The organism is Hoeflea sp. 108, assembly GCF_000372965.1.
Taxonomy (GTDB): domain Bacteria; phylum Pseudomonadota; class Alphaproteobacteria; order Rhizobiales; family Rhizobiaceae; genus Aminobacter.
Genome location: NZ_KB890025.1, coordinates 299,110 through 321,623 on the forward strand (window position 1 = coordinate 299,110; position 22,514 = coordinate 321,623).

The window sequence follows — 22,514 nt, forward strand, 5'->3', positions numbered from 1 at the left end:
TCAGGCGCCCCTGGGATAGATCAGCAGCCGCTCGGCCGGTAGCTCGACGGTCAGCGCCCCACCCTGCGCCAGCGACAGGCGCCGCGCGGCGTTGATGGAGAAGTCGGCGATCAGCGTTTCGTTGCCGAGCGCATGACCGTGCAGCCGCGTGCGCCAGAACGAACCCAGGAACTCCATCTCGCTGATGGTGACGTCGATCGCGTTGGCGGCGGCACCGTTGGCGAGAGAGCCGGCGGCATGGGGAATGACGTCCTCGGGCCGGATCGCAGCGATGACGGGCGCGCCGTCGTCGAAGCCGTTCTGCGCGCAGCTGAAAGTGGCAGCGCCGAAGCCGACGGCGCCCCTGGCTGCCTCGGCCTCGAATTTGTTGGCCTCGCCGATGAAGTCGGCGACGAACAGCGTCGCCGGATGGCGATAGATTTCGGTCGGAGTGCCGATCTGCTCGATGACGCCGTGGTTCATCACCACGATGCGGTCGGCCATCGACAACGCCTCTTCCTGGTCATGGGTGACCATGACGGTGGTGACGCCGAGCTTGCGCTGCAGCTCCTTGATCTCGTGGCGCAGATGCGTGCGCACTTTGGCGTCGAGCGCCGACAGCGGCTCGTCGAGCAGAAGCAGGCCGGGCGAAATGGCAATGGCGCGGGCAAGCGCAATGCGCTGCTGCTGGCCGCCGGAAAGCTGTGCCGGATATTTGTTGCCCTGGTCTGGAAGGCCGACGAGCTTGAGCAACTCGGCCACCCGCTGTTCGATCTCGGCGCGCGGGCGCTTGGTGTTTTCGAGGCCGAAGGCGATGTTCTTGGCGATCGTCAGGTTGGGGAACAGCGCATAGGACTGGAAGACGATGCCATAGTCGCGCTGCGACGGCGGCAGGGTGGAGACGTCGCGTCCGCCCTGATGGATCGAGCCGCGCGTCTGCAGGTCCAGGCCGGCGATGGCGCGCAAAAGCGTTGTCTTGCCGCAGCCCGACGGGCCAAGGAAGCAGATGAACTCGCCCTCGCTGATGTCGAGCGAAATGTCCTTCAGCGCATGGAATTCGCCGAAGGCTTTCCAGACGTTTGCGATCTTGAGATAGGCTGGCTGCTTCAGGCTGGCGGCGGTCATGGCGCTCACTTCAGTCGGAATTCGCGGCTGCCCGGCGAGGGTTTCGTGTCTCATCGTAACCATCCGGCTTGGGGGCAAGGATACGGGCGCGGCACAAGGCAGCGCCCGTCTGTCGAGGCGGCGAAAGATCAGCTCTTCGGCTCGGACTTCGAGTCGTAGCGCTTGGTCCATTCCTCGAGGATGGCGTTGCGGTGGTTGGCTGCCCATTCGAAGTCGTTCTTGATCATCCTGTCTTCAATGTCGGCGGGCAGGTGCGGCACTGGCTTGGCGACGCCGGGCATGGCGACCACCGCATAGCCGACATTGTACATCTCGTTGGCCTTCTTGGAGACCGACCAGTCGAGCAGGGTCTTCGCGGCTTCTTCCTTGGACGTTCCGGCGACGATCGCCGACGCTTCCATGTCCCAGCCGATGCCTTCCTCGGGGATGATGATGTCGATGGGCGCGCCTTCGGCCTTCGACTTGGCGGCGCGGAACTCGAAGGAGATGCCGATCACCGTTTCGCCGGCTGCTGCCATCTTGCAGGGCTTGGAGCCGGAATGGGTGTAGGCGGCGACGTTCTGGTGCAGACCGTCCATATAGGCCCAGCCATCCTTCTCGCCGAACAGCTGCAGCCAGCTCGACACGTCGAGATATCCGGTGCCCGACGACGCCGGGTTCGGCATCACCACATGGCCCTTGTATTCAGGCTTGGCGAGGTCCTTCCAGCTTTTCGGCGCGGTCAGGCCGAGCTTCTGGCCTTCGACGGTGTTGAAGCAGATCGAGGCGGCCCAGGCATCCATGCCGACCCAGCTCGGCGGGCTGTCGCTGTCGACGAAATTGGGCTTCAGCTGGTCGGCGCCCTTGGGCGCATAGGCCTCCAGCATGCCCTCGGACTTGAGAACCAGAAGCGAGGTCGCGGCAAGACCCCAGACCACGTCGGCCTGCGGATTGTCCTTCTCGGCGAGCAGCTTGGCGGTAATGACGCCGGTGGAGTCGCGGATGAAGTTCAGCTTGATGTCGGGGTGGTCCTGGTTGAACGTCTCGGCATAACGCTTGAGGTCTTCAGCCTCGATCGCCGTGTAGACCGTAAGCTCCGTCTCCGCCCAGGCCGCCGATGACATTAGCATCGTAGCGAGGGCGGCAAGCGCGAAGGATTTCTTCTGGTTCATTGAAATGAGCTCCCATTTGAATCGCTTAGGCACGTTCTGATTGGGAGAGGTCTTGCCGGGCCGCGTGTTGCGCTTGTACCCGTTTGTGCCTCGTCCATGGTCGATAGTGGGAACGAGGGGTCAATAAGTAAAATCTATTCTTTTTATGATCTGGTAGGCTGAGCTTATGTGATGCACAGGGTTGCGACAGGCATGTGACAAGGCTGCCGCTTGTTTGTGCAGCAGCGCAAAATCCCCGACAAAGATGAGATAGCAGATCTGGAACTCAGCCGGAGAAGGCGAGCGCGATGACCCCGCAGGCGACGATGACAGCCGAGACAATGCGGGCCCGCCAGGGTCTTTCGCCAAATATGAACAGCCCGATGAGGGCGGCGATGATGACGCTCGATTCACGCACGGCGGAGACCGCGCCCAAAGGCGCTATGGTCTTGGCGTAGATGACGAGACCATAGGCCGAGACGGCACCCAGGCCGCCGATGAGGCCGAGCCCGACCGTGCGCAGATCGATGGTGTGGGTCTTCCCGCGCCGGCGGAACAGCACGAACAGCGTCACCGGGAATTCGAGCAGGAACAACCAACCCATATAGCCGAACGGGCTGTCGGAGAGGCGCACGCCGATGCCGTCGATAACCGAATAGGAAGCGATCAGCACGCCGTTGATCGCGGCGGCACCGACTGCCCTTGGATCGGCATGCGCCGCACCGCGCTGGAAGGCAAGGAAGGCGATGCCGAAAGTGATCGCACCGAGCCCGGCCCAGCCGAGCGGCGGCAGTGTTTCGCCGATCATCACATAGGCGCCGAAGGCCACCAGCGCCGGAGCCAGTCCACGCGCGATGGGATAGACCTGGCTAAGATCGCCCAGCCGGTAGGATTGGAACAGGAAGACGTAATAGCCGTAGTGAATGACGGTCGACAGGAAGATGTAGATCCAACTCGCATGCGATGGCGGCGTGGCGAAGAATACCAGCACAAGCCCAAGCGTGGCATGGGTGGCGGACACCGCCGCCAGGACGACGGCGCGGTCAGTTGCCGCCTTGACGACCGCATTCCAGCTCGCATGCAGGAAGGCTGCCACCAGCACGATGGTAAGGGCGAAGCCGGACATGGTTCAGGCTTTCGGCGACGTCAGGGGAAGCGGCGGGATGGGCAGCGTTCCGGTCGAATGCGACCGGGCAATAGGCAACAGCATTTCCCCTCCAAGCAAATGAGGGAGCGCATGCGCTCCCTCATCCACACTCATCTGATTTGCCGGCTCAAGACAAGGCTCAGGCCCGCAGCAAAGAGAAGGTCTTGACGTTGGTGAAGCTTTTCATCGCTTCGATGACACCTTCCTTGTAGCCATTGCCCGAGTCCTTGATCCCGCCAAATGGCGACATCTCGATGCGATATCCCGGGACTTCTCAGATATTCACCGTGCCGACCTGCAGGTCGGCGATGCATGTCTGCATGCGGCGGAAATCGTTGGTGCAGACAGCTGAGGAGAGGCCGAAGGCGGTGGAGTTGGACGGCGAGATCAGCTCGTCGTCATTGTCCGGGGCGCGCATGATCGGGCCATCGCGAGATCGGGTGCCTTGGCGAGGGCGTCGTCGGACAGGTGGATGGGGATGATCAGCGGATCATTGCCGCCGAGGTCCAGCACATGGCGCTTCTAGCCGGCGGTGCGGGTGTGCTGGCGGCGTCGATAAGCGGCGGGCGACCCGTGCCCTACCGCAGTTTGCGATCCCTGGCTCGCGCTGCCAGCAGCACGAACGACACAGCCAATATCGAGGCCAGGAAGATCGAGCCCGACAGGGCATAGATCGTCGGCGAGGCGCCTGAGTTCATCTTGCCGAACATCGCCAATGGCAGCGTGTTCTGCCGCCCGACCAGATAGAAGGCCCGGCCGAATTCGTTCAGCGACAGGAGGAATGAAAAGATGAAGGCGGCCACCAGGCCCGGCTTGATCAGTGGCAATGTCACGTCGACCAACTGGCGCCACCAGGAGGCGCCGAGGTCGGACGCGGCAAGCAGGTAAGAACGCCTGACGGCTGCCATACTTGTGAGGATGACGGTGAAGGCGAATGGCAGCGCCCATAACAGGTGGCTCGCCGCAACCGTGCCCCAGAACGGCTTCAGTCCGATGCGTCCGAATATGACTGAAAGCGACAGGCCCTGGATGATCCCTGGAACGAACATCGGCAACAGCACGAACATGAACCAGCGCGAGCGCCATTTGCCGAGGTCCATGTAGGCAAGGGCCGACAACAGCGCGAGACCGGTTGCCACCAGCGCGGTGATGGTCGCGACCAGGAGGGATTCCTGCAATGCACTGATGAGGGTGCGTTCCTTGGCGAGCGCGAAATACCAGGTCAGGCTGATGTCGGACAGCGGCGGCAGGGCGGGCTGCAGCGCCGGATTGAACGACACCGCCACCAGATAGAGCGGCGGCAGATAGATGATCGCCAGCCCTATCGCTGTCATCAGCCAGATGGCCGCCTTCAGCGGGCGGCTTTCGAAACCGGCTACCATGTGAACCCCTCGAACAGGCTGGTCAGCTTGAACAGTCGGTTGCCGATGAAAATCAGTCCGAACAGGATGATCAGCACCAGGGTCGAGATCGCGAAGGCCAGCGGGAAGTTCACAACCCGCATGACGTCGTTGATCATCACCGAGATCATCGATGCGGCAGCGCCGCCGAGCATCTGCACTTCCGTGGCCGACCCTGCCGCCATGACGAAGACGAAGAGGAATCCGGCAAATATGCCGGCTTGGGTGAGTGGCAGCAGGACAGAGCGGAAGGTTCGCCAGAAGCCGGCGCCGAGATCCTGGCTGGCGGCGAGCAGCGATGGCTCGACGCGTTGCATCGACAGGATCAGCGGAAAGATGACGAATGGCAGGTATGAGGCGACGAGGCCGACATTGACGGCAAAATTGGAGAACAGGAGCCAGTCGAGCGGCTGGTCGACAATCCCGAGATCCAACAGCCAGCCATTGATCAGGCCGTTGCGGCCGAGCACCAGCCGCCAGGAAAAGGCGCGGATCATGTATGAGGTGAAGAATGGGATGGTGAACAGCGCCATGAGCAGCAGTGCCATGCGCCTGCTTGCCAGAAAATGCACTGCCATCGCGGCGGGATAGCCGATGATGACGCATATCGCGGCGGTCAGGAACGCCTTGCCCAGCGATCCGACGATGACGCTCCAGCGCCCGGCCTCGAGTATCGCTTCATAACCAGCCAGACTGAACTCCGGCCTGATCCAGTAGGTTGCGGGGTCCCAGGTCCAGAAACTCCAGACGAGGATGACGATCAGAGGCACGAAACCCAGCAGCAGCACGACGAGTGCGGTGGGGAGTGCGAGTAGCAGGCCGGGCGATTTCATCTGGGTTCCAGAAAAAAGGCGGGGGAGCGCGAACCGCTCCGCCGCTGTTGGTCGCAATCAGGCGTTACGCAGCTTCTGCCACCATTCTTCGTAGAGCTGGAAATTGTCCGGGCGCGTGTTCTGCCAGGCGACCTTGCCGCTGAACTTGGCCTTGACGTGCTCGGCCAGTGCCTTGACCTTTGTCGGGTCGAACTGGCTCGCATTTGCCTCGGCGTAAGCAACATTGCGATCGCTCGGCACGACGTAGCCCCGCTGTTCGCCAAGCGTGCAGCCATAGAAGCCGTCGAGCAGCCAATTGGCGAACTTGTGGGCGTCGTCGCCAAGGCCGCGGTCGACCGCACCCTTGAGCAGAACCAAGTTGTTGCCCCAGCCTTCGTAGCCTTCGACGGGCGCTGCGTACTCGACCTGCAGACCGCGCTTGCGACCTTCGTAGACGATGGGCTCCCACCCCGTCATGGCCAGCACCTCGCCATCGCCGACAAGCTGCACGCCTTGCTCCCAGCCGCTCCAGAAGGTGCGGAACTGGCCATCCTTCTTGTGCTTGATGAGGAACTCCATCACCAGGCCAAGCTCGTCCGCGGTCAAGTTGCCCGGATTGCCGATCTTCTGGTTCTCCGTCTCTTTCAGGTACATGGCTGCAAAGACGGCGCTGTTGATCCAGGCGTCTTCCATTGCCACCTGGCCCTTCAGCTTCGGATCGAAGATGACGCCGTAGCTGTCGACCTTGCCGAGCTTGTCGGGGCGATAGATGATCGAGTCGGCGTTGATGACGGCCGGCAGGCCGTACTGCTTTCCGTCATGATGCAGGTAGGGGATGTCTTTCGCCCACTGCCAGACGTTTTCGTAGTTGGGGATCTTCGACAGGTCCCAAGGAACGATCGCGCCCTGGACTGCGAGTTCCTTCTCGGCGCCGCCCTGCAGGCCACCGATATCGAAGAGGTCGTTTGCGTTGCCGGCGACCAGTCGCGCAACGGCTGGGCCGGGGTCGTTGCCATTGTCGGTGAAGGCAACGTTCAGGCCCGCGTCGTCGGCTGCCCGCGACCAGGCGTCGCCGACGTCGAGCGTGCCGGTCGCCCAGAATGCCAGATCGCCCGCGGCCAGCGCCGACATCGGCCGAAACACGGATCCGGCAGCCAATGCCGCGCCTCCGGCCCCGAGCGTCTTGAGCAATTGACGACGGCTGATGTTGCTCGACATCGCGTCGCTCAGAGAATTTATGTTATTTGTCATCGCGTTACCCCTTCTTTTTATGAAAATTTTCTCAGGATGATCAGGTGTCACGGTTCGCCGCAGTTCAGGATGCGGGCACGGGCACCAAGGCGCCTCCGGCGAATTCGAGTCGTACCGGATTGCCTGGTTCGGGCCAGGCCTCGGCGAACTCGACCGGGATCTCGGCGTCGAGCTTCTGGCCATCGCCAAGCTCCAGATAGAAGTCGAAGAACCGGCCGCGAAACTGGCGTCCAGCCACGGTCGCAGCAAGTGAGCTACCGGGCGCTGCATGCACGTTCGCGAGCGAAATGCGGTCGGGACGAACCGCCAGGAGTCCCATTTCCCCGACGTCGCGAGCGCCTGGCAGAACCAGCCGCTCACCGGCTATGACGGCGACAGTGTCGCCGCCGCTGCGTTCGAGCCTTTCGGGCTTGAGGACGCGTTCCATGCCAACGAAGCGTGCGACGAAATCATTGGCGGGAGTGGCAAAGAAGTCGGCCGGCCGTCCCACCTGTTCGAGCCTGCCCTTGTGCATGATCGCCATGCGGTCGCTGAGGCTCAGCGCTTCGTCCTGATTGTGGGTGACCAGCACGAAGGTCGAACCGGTTCGCTGGTGCAGCCTGCCGAATTCATCGCGCATCTGCTGGCGCAGTCTTTCGTCGAGCCCGGTCAAGGGTTCGTCGAGAAGCAGGATGCCCGGCTCCATGACGAGCGCGCGTGCCAGAGCGACCCGCTGCCGTTGCCCGCCAGAGAGCAGATTGACGTTGCGCTGGGCAAATCCTGCCAGATCGACCAGCGCAAGCGTGCTGTCTACGCGCTTCTTGCGTTCAGCGGCGGCCACACCCTTCACCTTCAACCCATAGGCGACGTTGTCGCCCACGGTCATGTGGGGGAACAAAGCGAGGTCCTGGAAGACGGTGTTTGAAGGGCGGCGGTTGGCCGGCAGGTCGGTGACGTCCTGCCCATCAAACAAGACACGGCCGGTGGTGGGGCGATCAAAACCCCCGATCAGTTTCAGCAGCGTGCTTTTTCCCGAACCCGACGAGCCGAGTAAGGTGAAGAATTCGCCGGCCTCGATCTTGAGACCCACGCGCTCCAGGGCTTTGACCGTGCCAAAGGTCCTGGTTACGTCGTCAATTCCAATCGAGATGGCCATGGGCTAGCGGACCTCTTCGGTGATGACCATGATGCCCCGGTCGGTGACCTCCAGGACTTGCCCTGCATGCACGAGCGTTGTCGTGGTGGGCTCCTCGACAAGCAGCGGGCCACTCAGGCGCTCACCGCAGGGCAGGCCGTTACGATCATAGACAGCGCACAATTTCCAGCCGCCATCGTTGCCGAAATAGACTTTGCGTTCGCCTTTTCGTGCCTTGGCGACAGTGCGGCCGTCATTGTCGATCGGCGGGCAGTCGATGACGTTGCCGGCGATCTCGGCCTGAAGATGCAGGTTCGTCACCTCGATGCGTGCATCGGGCAGGCGGAACGAATAGGCGGTCTCGTGAGCAGTGTGAAAAGCCTCGGCGAAATCGACGAGTTGCATCGACGGTGTGAACCGGGTCGATACGCTGTGCTCCTGTCCGTGATAGCGCATTTCCACGGTGTAGCTGAAGGTGACACCGTCCGTGCTGTCGCGGTCGAAATAGGACAGCGCTTCGCCTTCCATGTCGGCGAAGAGTTTGGCCAGTTCGTCGAGTGACGAGGCGACGAGCGGCGAAAACCACGTCTTGCGAATGTCCGCGCGGGGATGCGCGGCCAGCATGCCCCAGGCCGAGAAGATGCCTGAATGCGGTGGGATGATGATCGATTTGGCGTTGAGTTCGCGACCGAGGCGAGCCGCCAACATCGGCCCGGCGCCCCCACTGACGACCAGAGCAAGATCGCGTGGGTCGTGACCGCGCTGGACGGTAACCAGCTTCAGTGCGTTGATCATGTTGGACTCGGCAACGTCGATGATAGCCTGGGCGACGTCGTCCACCGATAGGCCGAGTGGTCCGGCCAGCCTGGCGATTGCCTGCTGCGCGAGTTCGACGTCGAGGGTCATGGCGCCTTCGGCGAATGCGGCAGGGTCGAGTAGCCCGATGGCCACTTTGGCATCAGTGACAGTCGGCTCGGTTCCACCTAATCCGTAGCAGGCGGGTCCGGGCGCAGAGCCGGCACTTTTCGGGCCGACCCGCAGACCGCCGGCGGCGTCGATCCAGGCGATCGAGCCTCCGCCCGAGCCTATCTCGACGATGTCGACCACCGGCACCTGGACCGGGTAGCCGGGGAAGGTACGGGCCCATTCGAGCTTGTATTCGGCATCGAGATTGGGCTTGCCGTCGCGGATGAGCGTGCATTTTGCCGTGGTGCCGCCAACGTCGAGATAAAGCACATCCCTTTCGCCGAGGATCGCACCGATCCTTGCTGCGCCAGCCGCGCCGCCCGAAGGGCCGGATTCGACGAGGGTCAGCGGACTGGCGACGGCTTGCGAGAACGTTGCGACCCCGCCATTCGACAGCATGGCATAATAGGCCGAATACACGCCCTTGGCGGCAAGCGCCTTTTCCAGATTGGCGAAGTAGCGCTGGATAATCGGCTGCACATAAGCGTTGAGGGCAACCGTGTTGGTGCGCTCATACTCGCGCCATTGCCGCGAGATCTCGTAGCTGGCACAGACGGTGACATCAGGCAGCAGGTCGCGCAACAGCTCGGCGCAGCGCTTCTCATGATCCGGATGAGCGTAGCTGTGCAGAAAGATGACCGCTACGGCCTCAACTCCCTCGTCAAGGAACAGGCGTGCAGCCTCGCGCACGTCGTCTTCATTGAGCGGTTCGATGACCCGTCCGTCCGCGCCAACCCGTTCGCGGACCTCGGTCCGCAGCTTCCTGGGGATGAACGGTTCGGGGCTGTGGAACTGGAGATTGTAGAGATCCGGGCGGTTGCCTCGGCCGATCTCGAGCACGTCGCGGAACCCGGCTGTGGTGACGAGCGCGGTCCTGACGCCCTTGCGTTCGGTGATCGCGTTGATCACCGTCGTTCCGCCATGGGCGAAGAACCGGACCTTGTCCGTGTCCAGGCCGCTGGCACTCTCTGCGCGGTCGATCACGTCGAGCACGCCGATCGACTGGTCCTGCGGAGTGGTCAGGCTCTTTGAGGTGAAGACCTTGCCCGTCTTCTCGTCATATCCGACGAGATCGGTGAAGGTGCCGCCGACATCGGTTGCAAGTCTGATCATTTCGTCGCCGTGCCCCGGTGGTTGTATTCCGATGCCGCACGCTCTGCGCTGATGTAGCCTGAGCGGATGTCCTCGGCGATCGCGTCCCTGCTTCGCATCGCTGGATCGCCCCAGCCGCCGCCACCGCCGGTGGCGATGCGCAGCAGATCGCCCTTGACGACGCGGCGGTGAGACAGGCGGCCATAGGTGACGGTGTTCGCTGCCTTCTTGTCGACGACATCGAGCCGGTTGAGACTGCCGTCACCGCCGCCGTCCATGCCCCAGGGTGGCGTCCGCGAGCGGCCGAAGCCGCTGTGGACGTCGGCCTCTCCGGACAGAATCTCGTATTCACGCACGACCCCGAAGCCGCCACGCCACTGGCCTGCGCCGGCCCCGCCTTCGACATTGAGCGCGTAGCGCCGGACGTGGAGCGGAAACTTGGCTTCGATCAACTCGACCGAGTAGTTGTAGGTATCTCCGTCGGTCAGGGCGATGACCGCGCTTGCGCCGTCGCGACCGGGCGCGCCGCCCCAGCCGCCATGCTGTGGCTCGATGTGGATGAATTCCTCGCCGTCGGCAGTCCGGCCATTGATGTAGGTGACGCAGAGGCTGGAGTAGGAGCCGGCGGAGAAACGTTCAGGCATCAACGGTGCGAGGGCCTTCCACACGAGTTCGGAGGCATGGACCGAGCCTTCGTAGTACCAACCTGTCGGCGAGGGCTTCTGTGCCGTGAACACCGTTCCGTCGGGAGCGATCACCGAGAGTGGCCGGAACCATCCTTCGTTGGATGGCTCCTGCGGTGCCACCAGCGCCTTGAAAATGGTCTTCACGGCTGAACTGAGCGCCCCACGCGCGCAGTTGATAGGCCCTGCCGCGGCAGGTGGGCAGCCGGTGAAATCCACTTCCATGCGGCCACCCGCGATCCGGATGGCGACCTTCACTTCGATGGGATCGGTGGAAATGCCATCGCCGTCGATGATGTCGGTCGCCTCGTAAATGCCATCCGGCAGTGCCGCAATGACGTTTTGACTGCGCCGCTCGCTGACGTCGAGGAGATGATCAAATGCGTCCTGAACGGTAGCCGCGCCGTATTTCTCGACCATCTCCAGGATGCGGCGCTCGGCAATGCGCACCGTGGCAAGCTGCGCATTGAGGTCGCCCAGCGCGACTTCCGGCAGACGGACATTCTCGCTGATGATGCGGACAATATCAGGCAACAGCTTGTCGTCGCGCGCAATGCGGACGCAAGGCAGGCGAAGGCCTTCCTGGAACACCGAATTGGCGTCCGGAGGCAGGCTGCCGGGCACCGCGCCGCCGACGTCCAGCCAGTGAGCGACATTGATGGCAAATGCGATGATGCGGCCTTCGGCAAAGATCGGGCGCATGATGGCCAGATCGCAGGAATGCGTGCCTCCGGCATAGGGATCGTTTGTGACCAGTACGTCGCCTGGCGCCATGTCGTCGGCGAACCTCTCGACGAGGCTGCGAACCTGGGTGGCGAATGTACCGGTGAACAATGTGATGCCATTGGTCTGGGCAATCAGGTCGCAGTCGCGGGTGCAGATGCCGCAAGCGAAATCCAGAACCTCGTAGATGACGGGGCTCATGCTGGTCCGCGCCATCACGATGCCCATCTCGTCGACCATCGACAGTAGCTTGCCCTGGATGATCTCCTGGGTCACGGGATCGACGGCTCGCACTTGCTGCTCCATTCCGCACCTTTATGACTGCAGCGCCTATCTGCTGCCCAGACGGAAAGGTTGCATCGTGGAAGAAACTTGCCTACCCGACCAATCGGGTGGGCTGCCTGGTTAAGGCCCCACCCGAAATGATGGTTAGGCTAATAGTCCTAGCTCCCGCGCGACAGAGATGGCCGAGGTGCGCGAATGGACATTGAGCTTAGAGAAGACATTTCGGACGTGAAACTTCACCGTGTTTTCGCTGACGTCCATGTGCCGGGCTATCTCCTTGTTGGAGAAGCCGCCGCATATCAATGAGACGACCTTCAGTTCCTGCTGGGTCAGCGTATGCGGGGCGCTTGCGGGATCGGGCGCCGTTTCGGATGTGCCTTGTCCCGGAGCGGACGCATCTGCCGGTGCAAATATCTGGCCGACGCGCCGGGCGATCAGGCTGTCAGGGCCGGCCTCCTGCGCGCGGTGGCGCAGCAGGGCGAGCATTTCGGGACCCTCTTCGAAAAACGCCGCGCGGTAGGTTGCGCTGGGCAGGGTCAGCAGGATTTCGTCAAGCACGGAGGCGGTTCGCTCTGCCTTACCTGCCTTTATGCCAGCCAGCAGCGCCAGCAGGCGCATCCGGAGCATTCGAGGCACGCTGAAGGGACGCTCCTGCGCCACCTCCAGGCGTTGCAACATGTCCAGTGCGCGTTCCGTCTGTCCTTCCTGTATCCAGACCCGTACCCACAGCGTGGCCGGTACCTCGCCGCGCAGCCGGAATGAAAGCCGGTTGCGCTCGACGTCGAACGCCGTTTCCGGGCCGAGATCGAAACGGTCGGCAAAACGCTTGGCGCCCTGAATGTCGCCAAAGTGGATGATCGCACGCATTTGTTCGCGTGCGACCAGCCTTTGCAGGCGAGGAAAACCACGGCGCTGTGCGGTGCGCCTTGCCTGTTCGAGCACGGCGTCGACGCCGTCGAAATCGTTGCGGACTGTCCGTGCGCGAATGCGGGACAGATAGGCTGCCGCCAAAAGGTCGAACCAACAGTCGTTCTTTTCCAGATGCGGTAGCGACCATTCCAGGATGCGCTCAGCGCCATCATGTAGGCCACGCTCCGACAGGGTCTCGGCCAGCAGGACCTGGGCGATCGCGTCGAGGTCGCAACCCTTGCCGATGGCGTTCTGCGCGTCGCTAGCCAGGCGCTCGTAGGCCGCACTCGCGCCTTCCATGTCGCCGCGAAAGAACTGTGCCTGTCCAACATGGGCGTAGAGGTGCATCGCCCCGAAAAGCGCTCCTGCCTGGGTAAAGGACTGGATCGCCAGGTTACCGTGGCGCTCGGCGCGATCGAATTCGCTGCGTTCCAGGTATTGGAAGCACAGCAGGTTGTAGGTCAGCGCGCGCTGTACCGGCTCCGTCAGCTCGAGCAGCGTCAGGTCGCGCTCGAGTAGCGACAGGTCGAGGGCTTCGATGCGGTCGTCCCGGTACAGCGCCATGAGTGCGCCGATCAGGCGAATTTCGTTGACCAGGACACTGTCGGAGCGGTCAATTTTTCGATTTACGAGCTCGAAGTAATGACTTGCCAGCGTCAGGTTGCCACCTTTGGCAGCCGCGACGGCCAGTCCGAGAAAACTGCGTGGGAACTTAGCGGCTTCCGCCTCCGGCAAAACCGCTGCAAGTGCATGAAACTGCTGGAGCAGTCCGCGAGCACCGGCATAGACCTGCCGCCACCCTCCGGCATTTTCGGAAAGTTCTCCGGCAAGGCGGAAGTCTTCCGCATGCAAAGCGTGGCGAATGGCACTGGCCCAGTCACGGCGCGCCGCATACCAGTGTGCGGCACTGCGCCTGATCTGGTTGATATCCAGCCCGCGCAGGCGGGCTTCATGCATCAGGTATTCCTGGAACACCGCATGCAGCTTGAATTGCTTGTGTCCATCGTCCAACGCTTCGATCGGCAGGCCGCCGACGGCGATATCGGACGTCAGTTCTGCGGCCGCCGATGGATTGACAACTGCGCTCGCCAACTCGGCGCTGAAATAGGGCAGGGCCGCAACGCCGACCAGTGCCGATTGCATGGGGGCTGAGAGCGACGAAAACACCTGTTCGGACAGATAGCGCGCCATGTCGAGCTGGGTACCGCTGAACTCCAACAGGTCCCTATCGGTCACGGCCCCGTCACGCAGCAGCACGCGAGCCAGCTGCAGCGCCACGGCCCAGCCCTCTGTCTTGCGGACCAGTGCCTCGATCTGTGCTTTGTCGAGCTTGACCCCGGCCATGGCCAGCAGGTTCTGGGCTTCCCCGGCCGTGAAGCGCAAGTCGGCGGCCTTCAGATAGGTAAGCTGGCCATTCAGCTGCATAGCCGAAATCGCCAATCTCGGCTCCGACCTCGAGATGATCAGCAGCCTCAGGTTTCGTGCCTGTGGCGAAAACAACAGCCGCGCCAGCGTCGCGTCGTTTTCCTCGCTCTGGGCGAAATGATAGTCGTCGAGGAACAGGTATAGCGGACGGCGCAGCCGTTGCAGCTGGGTCAGGATGACCCCCAGAACATGCTGCTGCGACAGGTTGGAAAAATCCTGAGCAGCCGCTGGGACAATGTGGGCCGCCGTGAGAACGCCGAGCAGTCCGAGCAGGAAATGGGTGCCGTCGCGATCGTCGCCATCGAGCGCAGCCCAAGCGGTCTGATGGCCTTGTTTGCGCAGGTCCTTGTAACGCTGGTTCATCAAGGAGGACTTGCCGAAACCGGCCGGCGCAACGACCAGTGTAAGGCGACGGTCGCCGGCATCATCGAGCAGCCTCAGCGCGCGGACGCGCCTGACCTGCGCCATGCGCGCATCGGCGCCACCTTCAGAGATGTGTTCGGGCGACAACGCCACCATTCCTGCCAGGATCCAGCATCAACCAACGTTGCCGTTATGATGCGTGGTGGCGAAAATGTACACCTTGCGGCGTCAAGGCCGTGAAGTGCCGATTTGCGTTGGCGCCCCTGCAGCCAAAGCTCATTGCGGCGCTGATATGTCTGAAACCTCCGTCGGCCCAATGCAGGCGAAAGGTCAGAACTGGCGAAGAGGTTTCAACTCAGCGAAGGATGATCAAGAACCAGATGACGATATCAATGCAGCCGCCGAAAATCCGCAGTCGCGCCGGACACTGTCTGCGGCGGGAGCTGTCAATCAGCACCGGGCATCTAGTCCAAACAGCGAATATCTTGTAGGGCGGCCGCCTGTGGCTGCACCGACGGCCGCGTTCTAAGCTACCACGGCAAAGAGAAGGTCTTGACGTTGGTGAAGCTTTTCATCGCTTCGATGACGCCTTCCTTGTAGCCGTTGCCCGAGTCCTTGATCCCGCCAAATGGCGACATCTCGATGCGATATCCCGGGACTTCCCAGATATTCACCGTGCCGACCTGCAGGCCGGCGATGTATTTCTGCATGCGGCGGAAATCGTTGGTGCAGACGCCCGAGGAAAGGCCAAAGGCGGTGGAATTGGACAGCGCGATCAGCTCGTCGTCATTGTCGGGCGCGCGCACGATCGGGATAACAGGGCCGAAGGTCTCTTCCATGACCAGTTCCGACTTGTGCGGCACGCGGTCGACGACGATCGGTGGCAACAGAGCGCCCCTGCGGCCGGGATCGTAGAGCACCTCCGCTCCTTGCTCGGCCGCCATGTAGACCCTGCTTTCGAACAAAACGGCGGCCTTTTCGTGCACAACGGTGCCAAGATCCATCGATCTGTCCATCGGGTCGCCGAATTTGAGCTTCTTCGCCCGTTCGAGCACCATCGGCACGAAGCGGTCGGCGACACTTTCCTGGCACAGGATGCGCTTCACCGCCGTGCAGCGCTGGCCGGAGTTCTTGGTGGCACCAGCCACCGCAAGGTCGGCCGCCTTGGCGAGGTCGGCGTCGGACAGGTCGTTGAGGATGATCAGCGGGTCGTTGCCGCCGAGCTCCAGCACCTGACGCTTGTAGCCGGCGGTGCGGGCGATCAGCTTGCCGACCGGCACGCCGCCGGTAAAGGTGATCAGCTCGATGTTGTCGTTGGTGATCATCTCGGCGCCGATGTCGGCGGGCATGCCGGTCACGACCGACAGCATCTCCGGCGGCAGACCGGCTTCGTAAAGGATATCGGCGAGGATAAGCGCCGTCATCGGCGTCAGTTCCGTCGGCTTCACCACCACGCAATTGTTGGTGGCAATCGCCGGCGCCACCTTGTGCGCCACCATGTTGAGCGGGTGGTTGAACGGCGTGATCGCCGAGATCGCCCTGAGCGGCTCGCGGGTGGTGAAGATTTTCCGTGCCTTTCCATGGGGGGTCAGGTCGCAGGAAAAGATCTGGCCGTCGTCCTGGATGCACATCTGCGCCGACAGCGTGAACACATCATAGGCGCGGCCGACCTCATAGAGGGAGTCGGCCTTGGAGATGCCGAGTTCCAGCGTGATGACATCGGAAATCTCTTCCTTGCGCGCGGCAAGTGCCTCCGCCGTACGGAACAGGATCTGCTGGCGCTCGTAGCGTGTCAGCTTCGGCTTGTAGTTGGCCGCGATCTCGAAGGCTTGGCGGGCGTGCTCGGCCCGCCCCGCCGGCACCGTGCCGATCACCGCATTGGTGTAGGGGTAGTGGACGTTGACGACGCCATCGGCATCGACTTTGCGTCCGGCGATGCGCATCGGCTCGTGGCGCACCTTGAACGTTGTTTCAGCCTTGACCATCCTTGGTCCTCCCTCAGGCCTGCGCTGCGGCAAGCGCGGCATAATAGAACGCATCGAAGTTGCGCAGAACCGGCTCGTTGGGCAGCGTCTCAAGCTTGCGATTGACGATGAACGGCACCGCCTGCTCGGTCAGGCCGCCATGCGAACGGAGCGGCTCGTTCAATGCGGCGAGGTCGTGGCGGTGCTCGCTGGTGCCGATGGTCTTGTTCTCCGATGACACCAGCACGATGTCGCCGATGCGGTCGGACGGCAGCTCGAAGCGCTCGCAGGCGGTGGCGTTGTCGATGACGACGTCGATGCCCTCGATGGCGGCCAGGCGCTTCATGATATCGACATGGTCGGCACCCTCCGGCAGGTAGGCCGTGGCGAACGAGCCGAGCGCGCCGTGATGAACGACATATGGATCGGTGATCGGCAGGATGACGCGGGCTGTATCCTTGCCAAGCCATTCGTCGAGCAGGTCCTGGACGTAGACGACGTCAGGGGTGCCGTCGGCCTTGTGCTTGGGCTTCATGCCATGGTCGGCGGTGATCACGATGGCCGCACCCAAGGCATCGAGTTCGCCGAGATACTTGTCGAACATCTCGTAGAAGGCGTTGGCCTGCGGCACACCCGGAGCATATTTGTGCTGCACATAGTCGGTCGTGGTCAGGTACATCACATCGGGCTTGAATTCCTTGAGCAGCTTGACGCCGGCGGCAAACACGAACTCCGACAACTCGGCCGAATAGACCTCAGGCACTGGCTTGCCGAGCCAGGCGGACGCGTTGTCCATGCCGTGCTCTGCCTTGGTCGAGACATCGGACTTCTCCGAAGAGAAGCAGATGGCGCGGCCTTCGTCGAACTTCAGGCCACTGCCGAGCAGGGCGCGCAGCTTGTCCTTGGCGGTGACCACGGCGACGCGGGCGCCGGCGTTGTAGAAGGCCTGGAAGACGGTCGGCGCGCGCAGGAAGCGCGGATCGTTCATCATCACTTCCTTGCCGGTCTCACGCTCGTAGAGATAGTTGCCGCAGATGCCGTGCACGGCGGGCGGACGGCCGGTGGCGATCGACAGATTGTTGGGGTTGGTGAAGCTCGGGATGACCGAGTGAGCGGTGCGCTCGGTGCCCTTGGCGCGGATCTTCACCAAATTCGGCATCAGGCCTGCCTTGATCGCCTCGTCGAGATAAGCCGGCTCGCAGCCGTCGAGGCAAATCGCAATCGCCGGCACGCGCGGCCACGCATAAGTACGGCCGTTGGCGCTGACGTTGATCGTGGTCATCTTGTTCATGGGAGAAAGGTCCTTTGTAATCTTCTTGTCGTCAGGCGGCGAGCTTGGCGCGCTCGGCGATGGCGGCGGCGGGGGGAGCAGCGGTGTCGACGCCCATTTCGCGCAGCGACTGGCCGGCGGCCTCGACCACCTTGCGCATGACGTGTTCGTCCATCCGCCCGATGCAGCCGACGCGGAAACTCTCCACCACGGTCAGCTTGCCCGGATAGATGATGAAACCTTTTTCCTTCATCAGTTCGTAGAAGCGGTCGAAGGCGAAGTCCGGGTGGGCTGGGCAGAAGAAGGTGACGATGATCGGGGACAGCCAGCGGTCCTTGAGCAGCGTTTCGAAGCCGAGTTCGCGCATGCCCGCCACCATCACGTCGCGGTTGCGGGTGTAACGCGCCCCTCGGCCGGCGACGCCGCCCTCGGCCTCGTGCTGGCGCAGCGCCTCGAGGAAGGCCGCGACGACATGCGTCGGCGGCGTGTAGCGCCACTGGCCGGTCTTGTTCATGTGCGCCCACTGGGCATGCACGTCGAGGCTGAGCGAATGGCTGCGGCCTTTGGCGGCTTCGAGTTCGCTCTTGCGGGCGATGATGAAGCCGAAGCCGGGCACACCCTCGATGCATTTGTTGGCCGACGAGACCATCGCTTCGTAGCGGATTTCGCTGACGTTGAGCGGGATGGCGCCGAAGGCGCTCATCGAGTCGACCAGGAACTTGCGGCCCTTGGCATAGACGGTCTCGGAGATCTCGGCGACCGGGTTGAGGATGCCGGAGCTGGTCTCGCAGTGAACCAGGATGACGTGGGTGATGGTGGGGTCGGCGTCGAGGGCGGCAGCAACCTCGTCGCCGCGCGGCGGCATGTAGTCGCCCTTGTCGATGGCGACATGGTCGCGGCCGAGATAGCCGAGCGTCTGGACGATGCGCTGGCCATAAGCGCCGTTTACCAGCACCAGCACCTTGCCGTCACGCGGTACGAACGAGCCGAGCATCGCCTCGACGGCAAAGCTGCCCGAGCCCTGCATCGGCACGCAGTCGAATTCATCGTTGGCGTCGCCAAGCATGGCGAGCAACCGCTGGCGCATCTCCGCCGTCATCGCCCGGAAGTCGCCGTCCCACGAGCCCCAGTCACGCAGCATCGCCTGCTTGACGGCATAGGAGGTGGTCAGCGGCCCGGGAGTGAGCAGGTAGGGCTCGCCCAATGCAGGAGCAGGGAAGGGGGCTTGAGCCGCAAGCTTATGTTCGGACAGCATTTTCGTCTCCTCGCCGTCATCCTGATATTGCCTATGGTTCACCTTGGAATCCCCTAATCCATATGTACAATCGTTATTTCGTATCCAATGATAAGTTTGAATGATGATGCGTTGATGACGTCACGAAATCCGCTCAGGCTGTCTTCGCAAGCCGGCTTTCAAGCAGATCGCCGCTCTGGGTCAGGATCGGGTAGGCGACCGAGACCAGCAGCGAGTTGAACTCCTTCAGCGCGCGCACCACTTCGAGATGGATGTCACTGGTCTCGATGCTTTGCACGGTACCCGACTGCAGGCGCTTGAGGTGACGTTCGTGGCTGTTGCGCTCGAGCTTGCGCATGCGCTCCTTCTCGACCACGAGCTGGCGCGCCGCTTCGAGATCGCTCGACACCAGCACGTTCATGGCGATCTGCATGTTGGCCAGTACCCGGTCGTGCAGCGCTGTCAGCTCCGACCAGCCTTCTCTTGAGAAGCTCAGCCTCTTGTCGCTCTTCTCCTCCGCCAGAACCAGCAGGTTCTTGGCGATGATGTCGCCGGCATGTTCGAGATTGATGGCAAGGTCGGTCAGTTCGATGCCGCGCCGCGCCTCATCCTGGCTCATCGTGCCGCGATTGACCTCGGCGATGTAGAGCTTGATGTCGGTGTGGGCGCGGTTGACCTCCTCGTCGAGCTGGCGCAACTGCGCCACGCGCGCCTTGTCGCCGCTGTCGAACAGCTCCATGACCGGCCGCAACATGATTTCCACCGTCTCGGCCATGCGCAGAACCTCGCGCGTGGCGCTGGCAAGTGCCACGCTGGGCATCTTGATGACTGTCCGGTCGAGCGCGCTAGCTCGACGCGACATCAGGTCGAACGCCTGCTCGCCCGCCGGTGCATCCGGCAGGATCAGCCGCGCCAGCCGCTCCATTGCCGTCGTGAAGGGCAGGCAGGCGACCAGCAAGGCGAGGTTGAAGGCGAGGTGCATGTTGACGACCTGGCGTGCGGCCGTCGTGCCGAACCAGGAGATGGGCAGGGTGGCTGCCTGCAGGCCAATCAGGATGACCACCGCTGCAGTCGCGCGGAAGATCAGGTTGCCCAGAGGAATGCGCCTTGCCTCGATTGCCTGGCCGCGTGTCAGCCCGACGGCGACCAGTCCGGCGCCGAGATTGACGCCAAGGATCATCGGCAGCGCCACCTCCGCCGGCAGCACGCCCTGGGCTGCCATCGACATGAACAGTAGCACTGAGGCGACGCTGGAGTGGATCAGCCATGTGAACAGGGCTGCAGCGCCGAAAGCCGTCACCGGATCGCCGCGCAGATAATCGATCGCCATCGGCAGCAGCGGGCTGTGACGCATCGGCGCGGTCGCTTCGCCGACCATGCGCAGCGAGATCAGGATGAAGGCGATGCCGAGCAGGGTGCGTCCGGTCTGCTTGACGATACGGGCCTCGACCTTGAGGAACATCGTTGCACCGGCAAGGAGCAGCAGCGGCACCAGCCAGCTGAGATCGAAGGACAGCGCCTGCACCACCAGTGCGGAGCCGACATCGGCGCCCAGCATGACGGCGAGCCCGCCCGAAACGCTCATCACGCCTGTGGCAGCGAAACCCGCTGCGAGCACGGCGACGGCGGTGGCGCTCTGCAACATGATGGCGAGCACGGTGCCGGCGGCCGCCGCGCGCACCCGGCCCCTGGTCGCGCCACGCAGCGCCTCGCGCAGCAATGCGCCATGCGCGCGCTCGACGCCGGTGCGCACCATTCGCACGGCCCACAGCAGAAGCATGATGGCGCCCGCCAGCTGCAGCAGGATGTACAGAAGATGCATGGCCATCGCCTCCCAGCGCGCGGCGCGCAAGGGTGGCGCCTGCCTTATCCTCGGCATGACAAGCCATAAATCAAATCGTTAGTTTCGATATTTCTATCGCTTGAATTTATTGCTACTCTGACCTGTCGTCAGGAAGCAGGCATGCGGTACGTACAGCTCAGGGCTTTTCATTATGTCGCGGTGTGTGGCGGCTTTTCGCGCGCCGCCGAGATGCTGTTCCTGACCCAGCCGGCAATTTCCGATCAGGTGCGCAAACTCGAGGAAGAGTACGACGTGCTCCTGTTCAACCGCCACAAGAAGCAGGTGACGCCGACGGCTGCGGGCCAGCAGCTGCTCGAAATCACCCACCGCATGTTCGACACCGAGCAGCAAGCGCTGGAGCTTCTGTCGGAATCGCGCGCGCTGCGCTCGGGCACGCTGCGCATCGTCGCCGACGCCGCCCACCACCTGCTGCACATTCTCGGCCAGTTCCGCCAGAAGTATCCGGGCATCCAGGTGTCGGTACGCGCCGGTAACACAGAGACGGTCATCTCCAGCCTCTACAGTTACGAAGCCGACATTGGCGTGCTCGGCGAAATTCCGACAGGCCGAGACTTCGAGATCGTCAAGCTCAACTCGACGCCAATCGTCGCCTTCGTCTCGACCGGCCATCCTCTGGCCTCTGCCAAGTCGCTGTCGCTGCACGAGCTGTCGCTGCTGCCGCTGGTCATGCGCGAGCGCGGGTCGAAGACCCGTGCCAAGCTGGAAGACCTCGCCACCAAGGAGGGATTCGAGTTCAAGCCGGCGATCGAGGCGGAGGGGCGTGAGGCGGTGCGCGAGATCGTGGCGTCGGGTGCGGGTGTAGGCTTCGTCTCGGCTGCCGAATTCGGCCAGGACGCCCGGCTGGTGCAGATCCCGATCGCCGCACCTGAAATGCTGATGGACGAGGCGCTGATCTGCCTGCGCGAGCGCAGCGGCGGCAAGCTTGTCCGGGTCTTCCTCGACATCGCCAGGTCGATGGCTGCGGGGTGAGGCCAGGCCTACCTGCTCATGTCGGCCAGGGCATCGCGCATTGCCGAACTGGTGATACCGAACATGCCGCCATAGGGGATGTTTAGGTCGATGATGACGAACATGACGCTGGCGACGGCGACGACGCCGACGGCCAGCACGATGGCGCCAAGCGCGCGACGGGGTATCTGAAGCCCGAAGCTGAAGAACACCAGCGCCAGCCAGAAGCTGACGATGCTGCTGAACGAGCCGCGGGACACCCCGGCCGAATCTTCGATTACCGCCCAACGGCTTTCCTGGACCAGGGTAAAGTCGGTACGGCATCTCGCGGCCATGTTGATGTGCAGGGCATCTGTCGGCGCCAGCCCGTCGACCATCAGGCCAACCTCGTTCATGAGCGCCTTCAATCCCTGATCCTCGCCTGTCGCGGCAATCCTGCGGATATCGGGCATTCCGTCGACGACGGGCGCCGGCTCGTTCGTCCAGGTGCTGCCGACGACGGCTGCGGTGTACTGGCGAAGCATCAGTCGTGCCGGATCCATCTCGGTGCCGAAATTGCGCAGGCACTGGTCGAGCCGCGCCAGCCTGGCGGCATAGAGCGACCGATCCTTGTTGGCTGCGTCGAAGGCCTGCTTCGCGGTCGACAGTTGCAGGCTCAGAACCAGCGCAGTGAAAGTGACGAGCAGGCCCGTCACCAGGCGCAGCGCATCCATGTTGCCTTGCGACAGGTGATCCTCATGCAACCGCACGCGCAGCAGCACGCCGCCAAGGGCAGCGACGATGAACAGTATCAGGAACCCGAACCCGTAGAAGATGTCCATGGGCTTTGA

General features: G+C 62.9%; 16 protein-coding genes and 1 pseudogene. 1 reads left to right on the top strand and 16 read right to left on the bottom strand.

Annotated features, from left to right (window positions below; translation table 11 throughout):
• From B015_RS0127360 to B015_RS0127435, 15 genes and pseudogenes are all read right to left on the bottom strand, one after another.
• Positions 1-1,158, bottom strand: coding sequence for a putative 2-aminoethylphosphonate ABC transporter ATP-binding protein (locus tag B015_RS0127360; protein WP_026227803.1), 1,158 nt, complete (start codon positions 1,156-1,158; stop codon positions 1-3).
• Between the two features lie 74 nt (positions 1,159-1,232).
• Positions 1,233-2,255, bottom strand: coding sequence for a putative 2-aminoethylphosphonate ABC transporter substrate-binding protein (locus B015_RS0127365; protein WP_018430958.1), 1,023 nt, complete (start codon positions 2,253-2,255; stop codon positions 1,233-1,235).
• 265 nt (positions 2,256-2,520) lie between these two features.
• Positions 2,521-3,360, bottom strand: a complete 840-nt coding sequence (locus B015_RS0127370) for a DMT family transporter (RefSeq protein ID WP_018430959.1) — start codon at positions 3,358-3,360, stop codon at positions 2,521-2,523.
• A gap of 160 nt (positions 3,361-3,520) precedes the next feature.
• A pseudogene (locus B015_RS32815) lies at positions 3,521-3,805 on the bottom strand (aldehyde dehydrogenase family protein); the annotation flags it as partial.
• Positions 3,806-3,959: 154 nt separating this feature from the next.
• Positions 3,960-4,763, bottom strand: coding sequence for an ABC transporter permease (locus B015_RS0127385; protein WP_018430962.1), 804 nt, complete (start codon positions 4,761-4,763; stop codon positions 3,960-3,962).
• The gene (locus B015_RS0127390; RefSeq protein ID WP_018430963.1) at positions 4,757-5,614 is read right to left on the bottom strand and encodes an ABC transporter permease; all 858 of its coding nucleotides are present in this window, start codon (positions 5,612-5,614) and stop codon (positions 4,757-4,759) included. The genes B015_RS0127385 and B015_RS0127390 overlap by 7 nt, the downstream gene beginning before the upstream one ends.
• A 57-nt stretch (positions 5,615-5,671) precedes the next feature.
• Positions 5,672-6,811, bottom strand: a complete 1,140-nt coding sequence (locus B015_RS0127395; protein WP_018430964.1) for an extracellular solute-binding protein — start codon at positions 6,809-6,811, stop codon at positions 5,672-5,674.
• Between the two features lie 97 nt (positions 6,812-6,908).
• Positions 6,909-7,979, bottom strand: a complete 1,071-nt coding sequence (locus tag B015_RS0127400; RefSeq protein WP_018430965.1) for an ABC transporter ATP-binding protein — start codon at positions 7,977-7,979, stop codon at positions 6,909-6,911.
• Positions 7,980-7,982: 3 nt separating this feature from the next.
• On the bottom strand, positions 7,983-10,037 hold the full coding sequence (locus B015_RS0127405) for a hydantoinase/oxoprolinase family protein (protein ID WP_018430966.1): 2,055 nt from the start codon (positions 10,035-10,037) through the stop codon (positions 7,983-7,985).
• Positions 10,034-11,716, bottom strand: a complete 1,683-nt coding sequence (locus B015_RS0127410; protein WP_245262425.1) for a hydantoinase B/oxoprolinase family protein — start codon at positions 11,714-11,716, stop codon at positions 10,034-10,036. The genes B015_RS0127405 and B015_RS0127410 overlap by 4 nt, the downstream gene beginning before the upstream one ends.
• 135 nt (positions 11,717-11,851) lie before the next feature.
• Positions 11,852-14,404, bottom strand: coding sequence for a LuxR C-terminal-related transcriptional regulator (locus B015_RS31715; protein WP_157632935.1), 2,553 nt, complete (start codon positions 14,402-14,404; stop codon positions 11,852-11,854).
• A gap of 530 nt (positions 14,405-14,934) precedes the next feature.
• Positions 14,935-16,389: a phosphonoacetaldehyde dehydrogenase gene (phnY, locus tag B015_RS0127420; protein WP_018430969.1), complete on the bottom strand. Its 1,455-nt coding sequence runs from the start codon at positions 16,387-16,389 to the stop codon at positions 14,935-14,937.
• A gap of 13 nt (positions 16,390-16,402) precedes the next feature.
• Positions 16,403-17,659, bottom strand: a complete 1,257-nt coding sequence (gene phnA / locus B015_RS0127425) for a phosphonoacetate hydrolase (protein WP_018430970.1) — start codon at positions 17,657-17,659, stop codon at positions 16,403-16,405.
• A 31-nt stretch (positions 17,660-17,690) separates the two neighbouring features.
• Positions 17,691-18,893, bottom strand: a complete 1,203-nt coding sequence (locus B015_RS0127430) for a 2-aminoethylphosphonate--pyruvate transaminase (protein WP_026227805.1) — start codon at positions 18,891-18,893, stop codon at positions 17,691-17,693.
• A gap of 133 nt (positions 18,894-19,026) precedes the next feature.
• Positions 19,027-20,694 (bottom strand): Na/Pi cotransporter family protein, encoded by a 1,668-nt coding sequence (locus B015_RS0127435; RefSeq protein ID WP_026227806.1) that lies wholly within the window; start codon positions 20,692-20,694, stop codon positions 19,027-19,029.
• A gap of 141 nt (positions 20,695-20,835) precedes the next feature.
• Between B015_RS0127435 and B015_RS0127440 the strand changes: the two genes are divergently transcribed.
• Complete coding sequence (locus B015_RS0127440) at positions 20,836-21,705, top strand: LysR substrate-binding domain-containing protein (RefSeq protein ID WP_018430973.1); 870 nt, start codon at positions 20,836-20,838, stop codon at positions 21,703-21,705.
• An 8-nt stretch (positions 21,706-21,713) separates the two neighbouring features.
• Here B015_RS0127440 and B015_RS0127445 read toward each other — a convergent pair whose 3' ends face one another.
• Positions 21,714-22,505 carry a DUF4239 domain-containing protein gene (locus B015_RS0127445; RefSeq protein ID WP_018430974.1) on the bottom strand — a complete coding sequence of 264 codons (792 nt, stop codon included), beginning with the start codon at positions 22,503-22,505 and terminating at the stop codon, positions 21,714-21,716.
• Positions 22,506-22,514 lie beyond the last annotated feature (9 nt).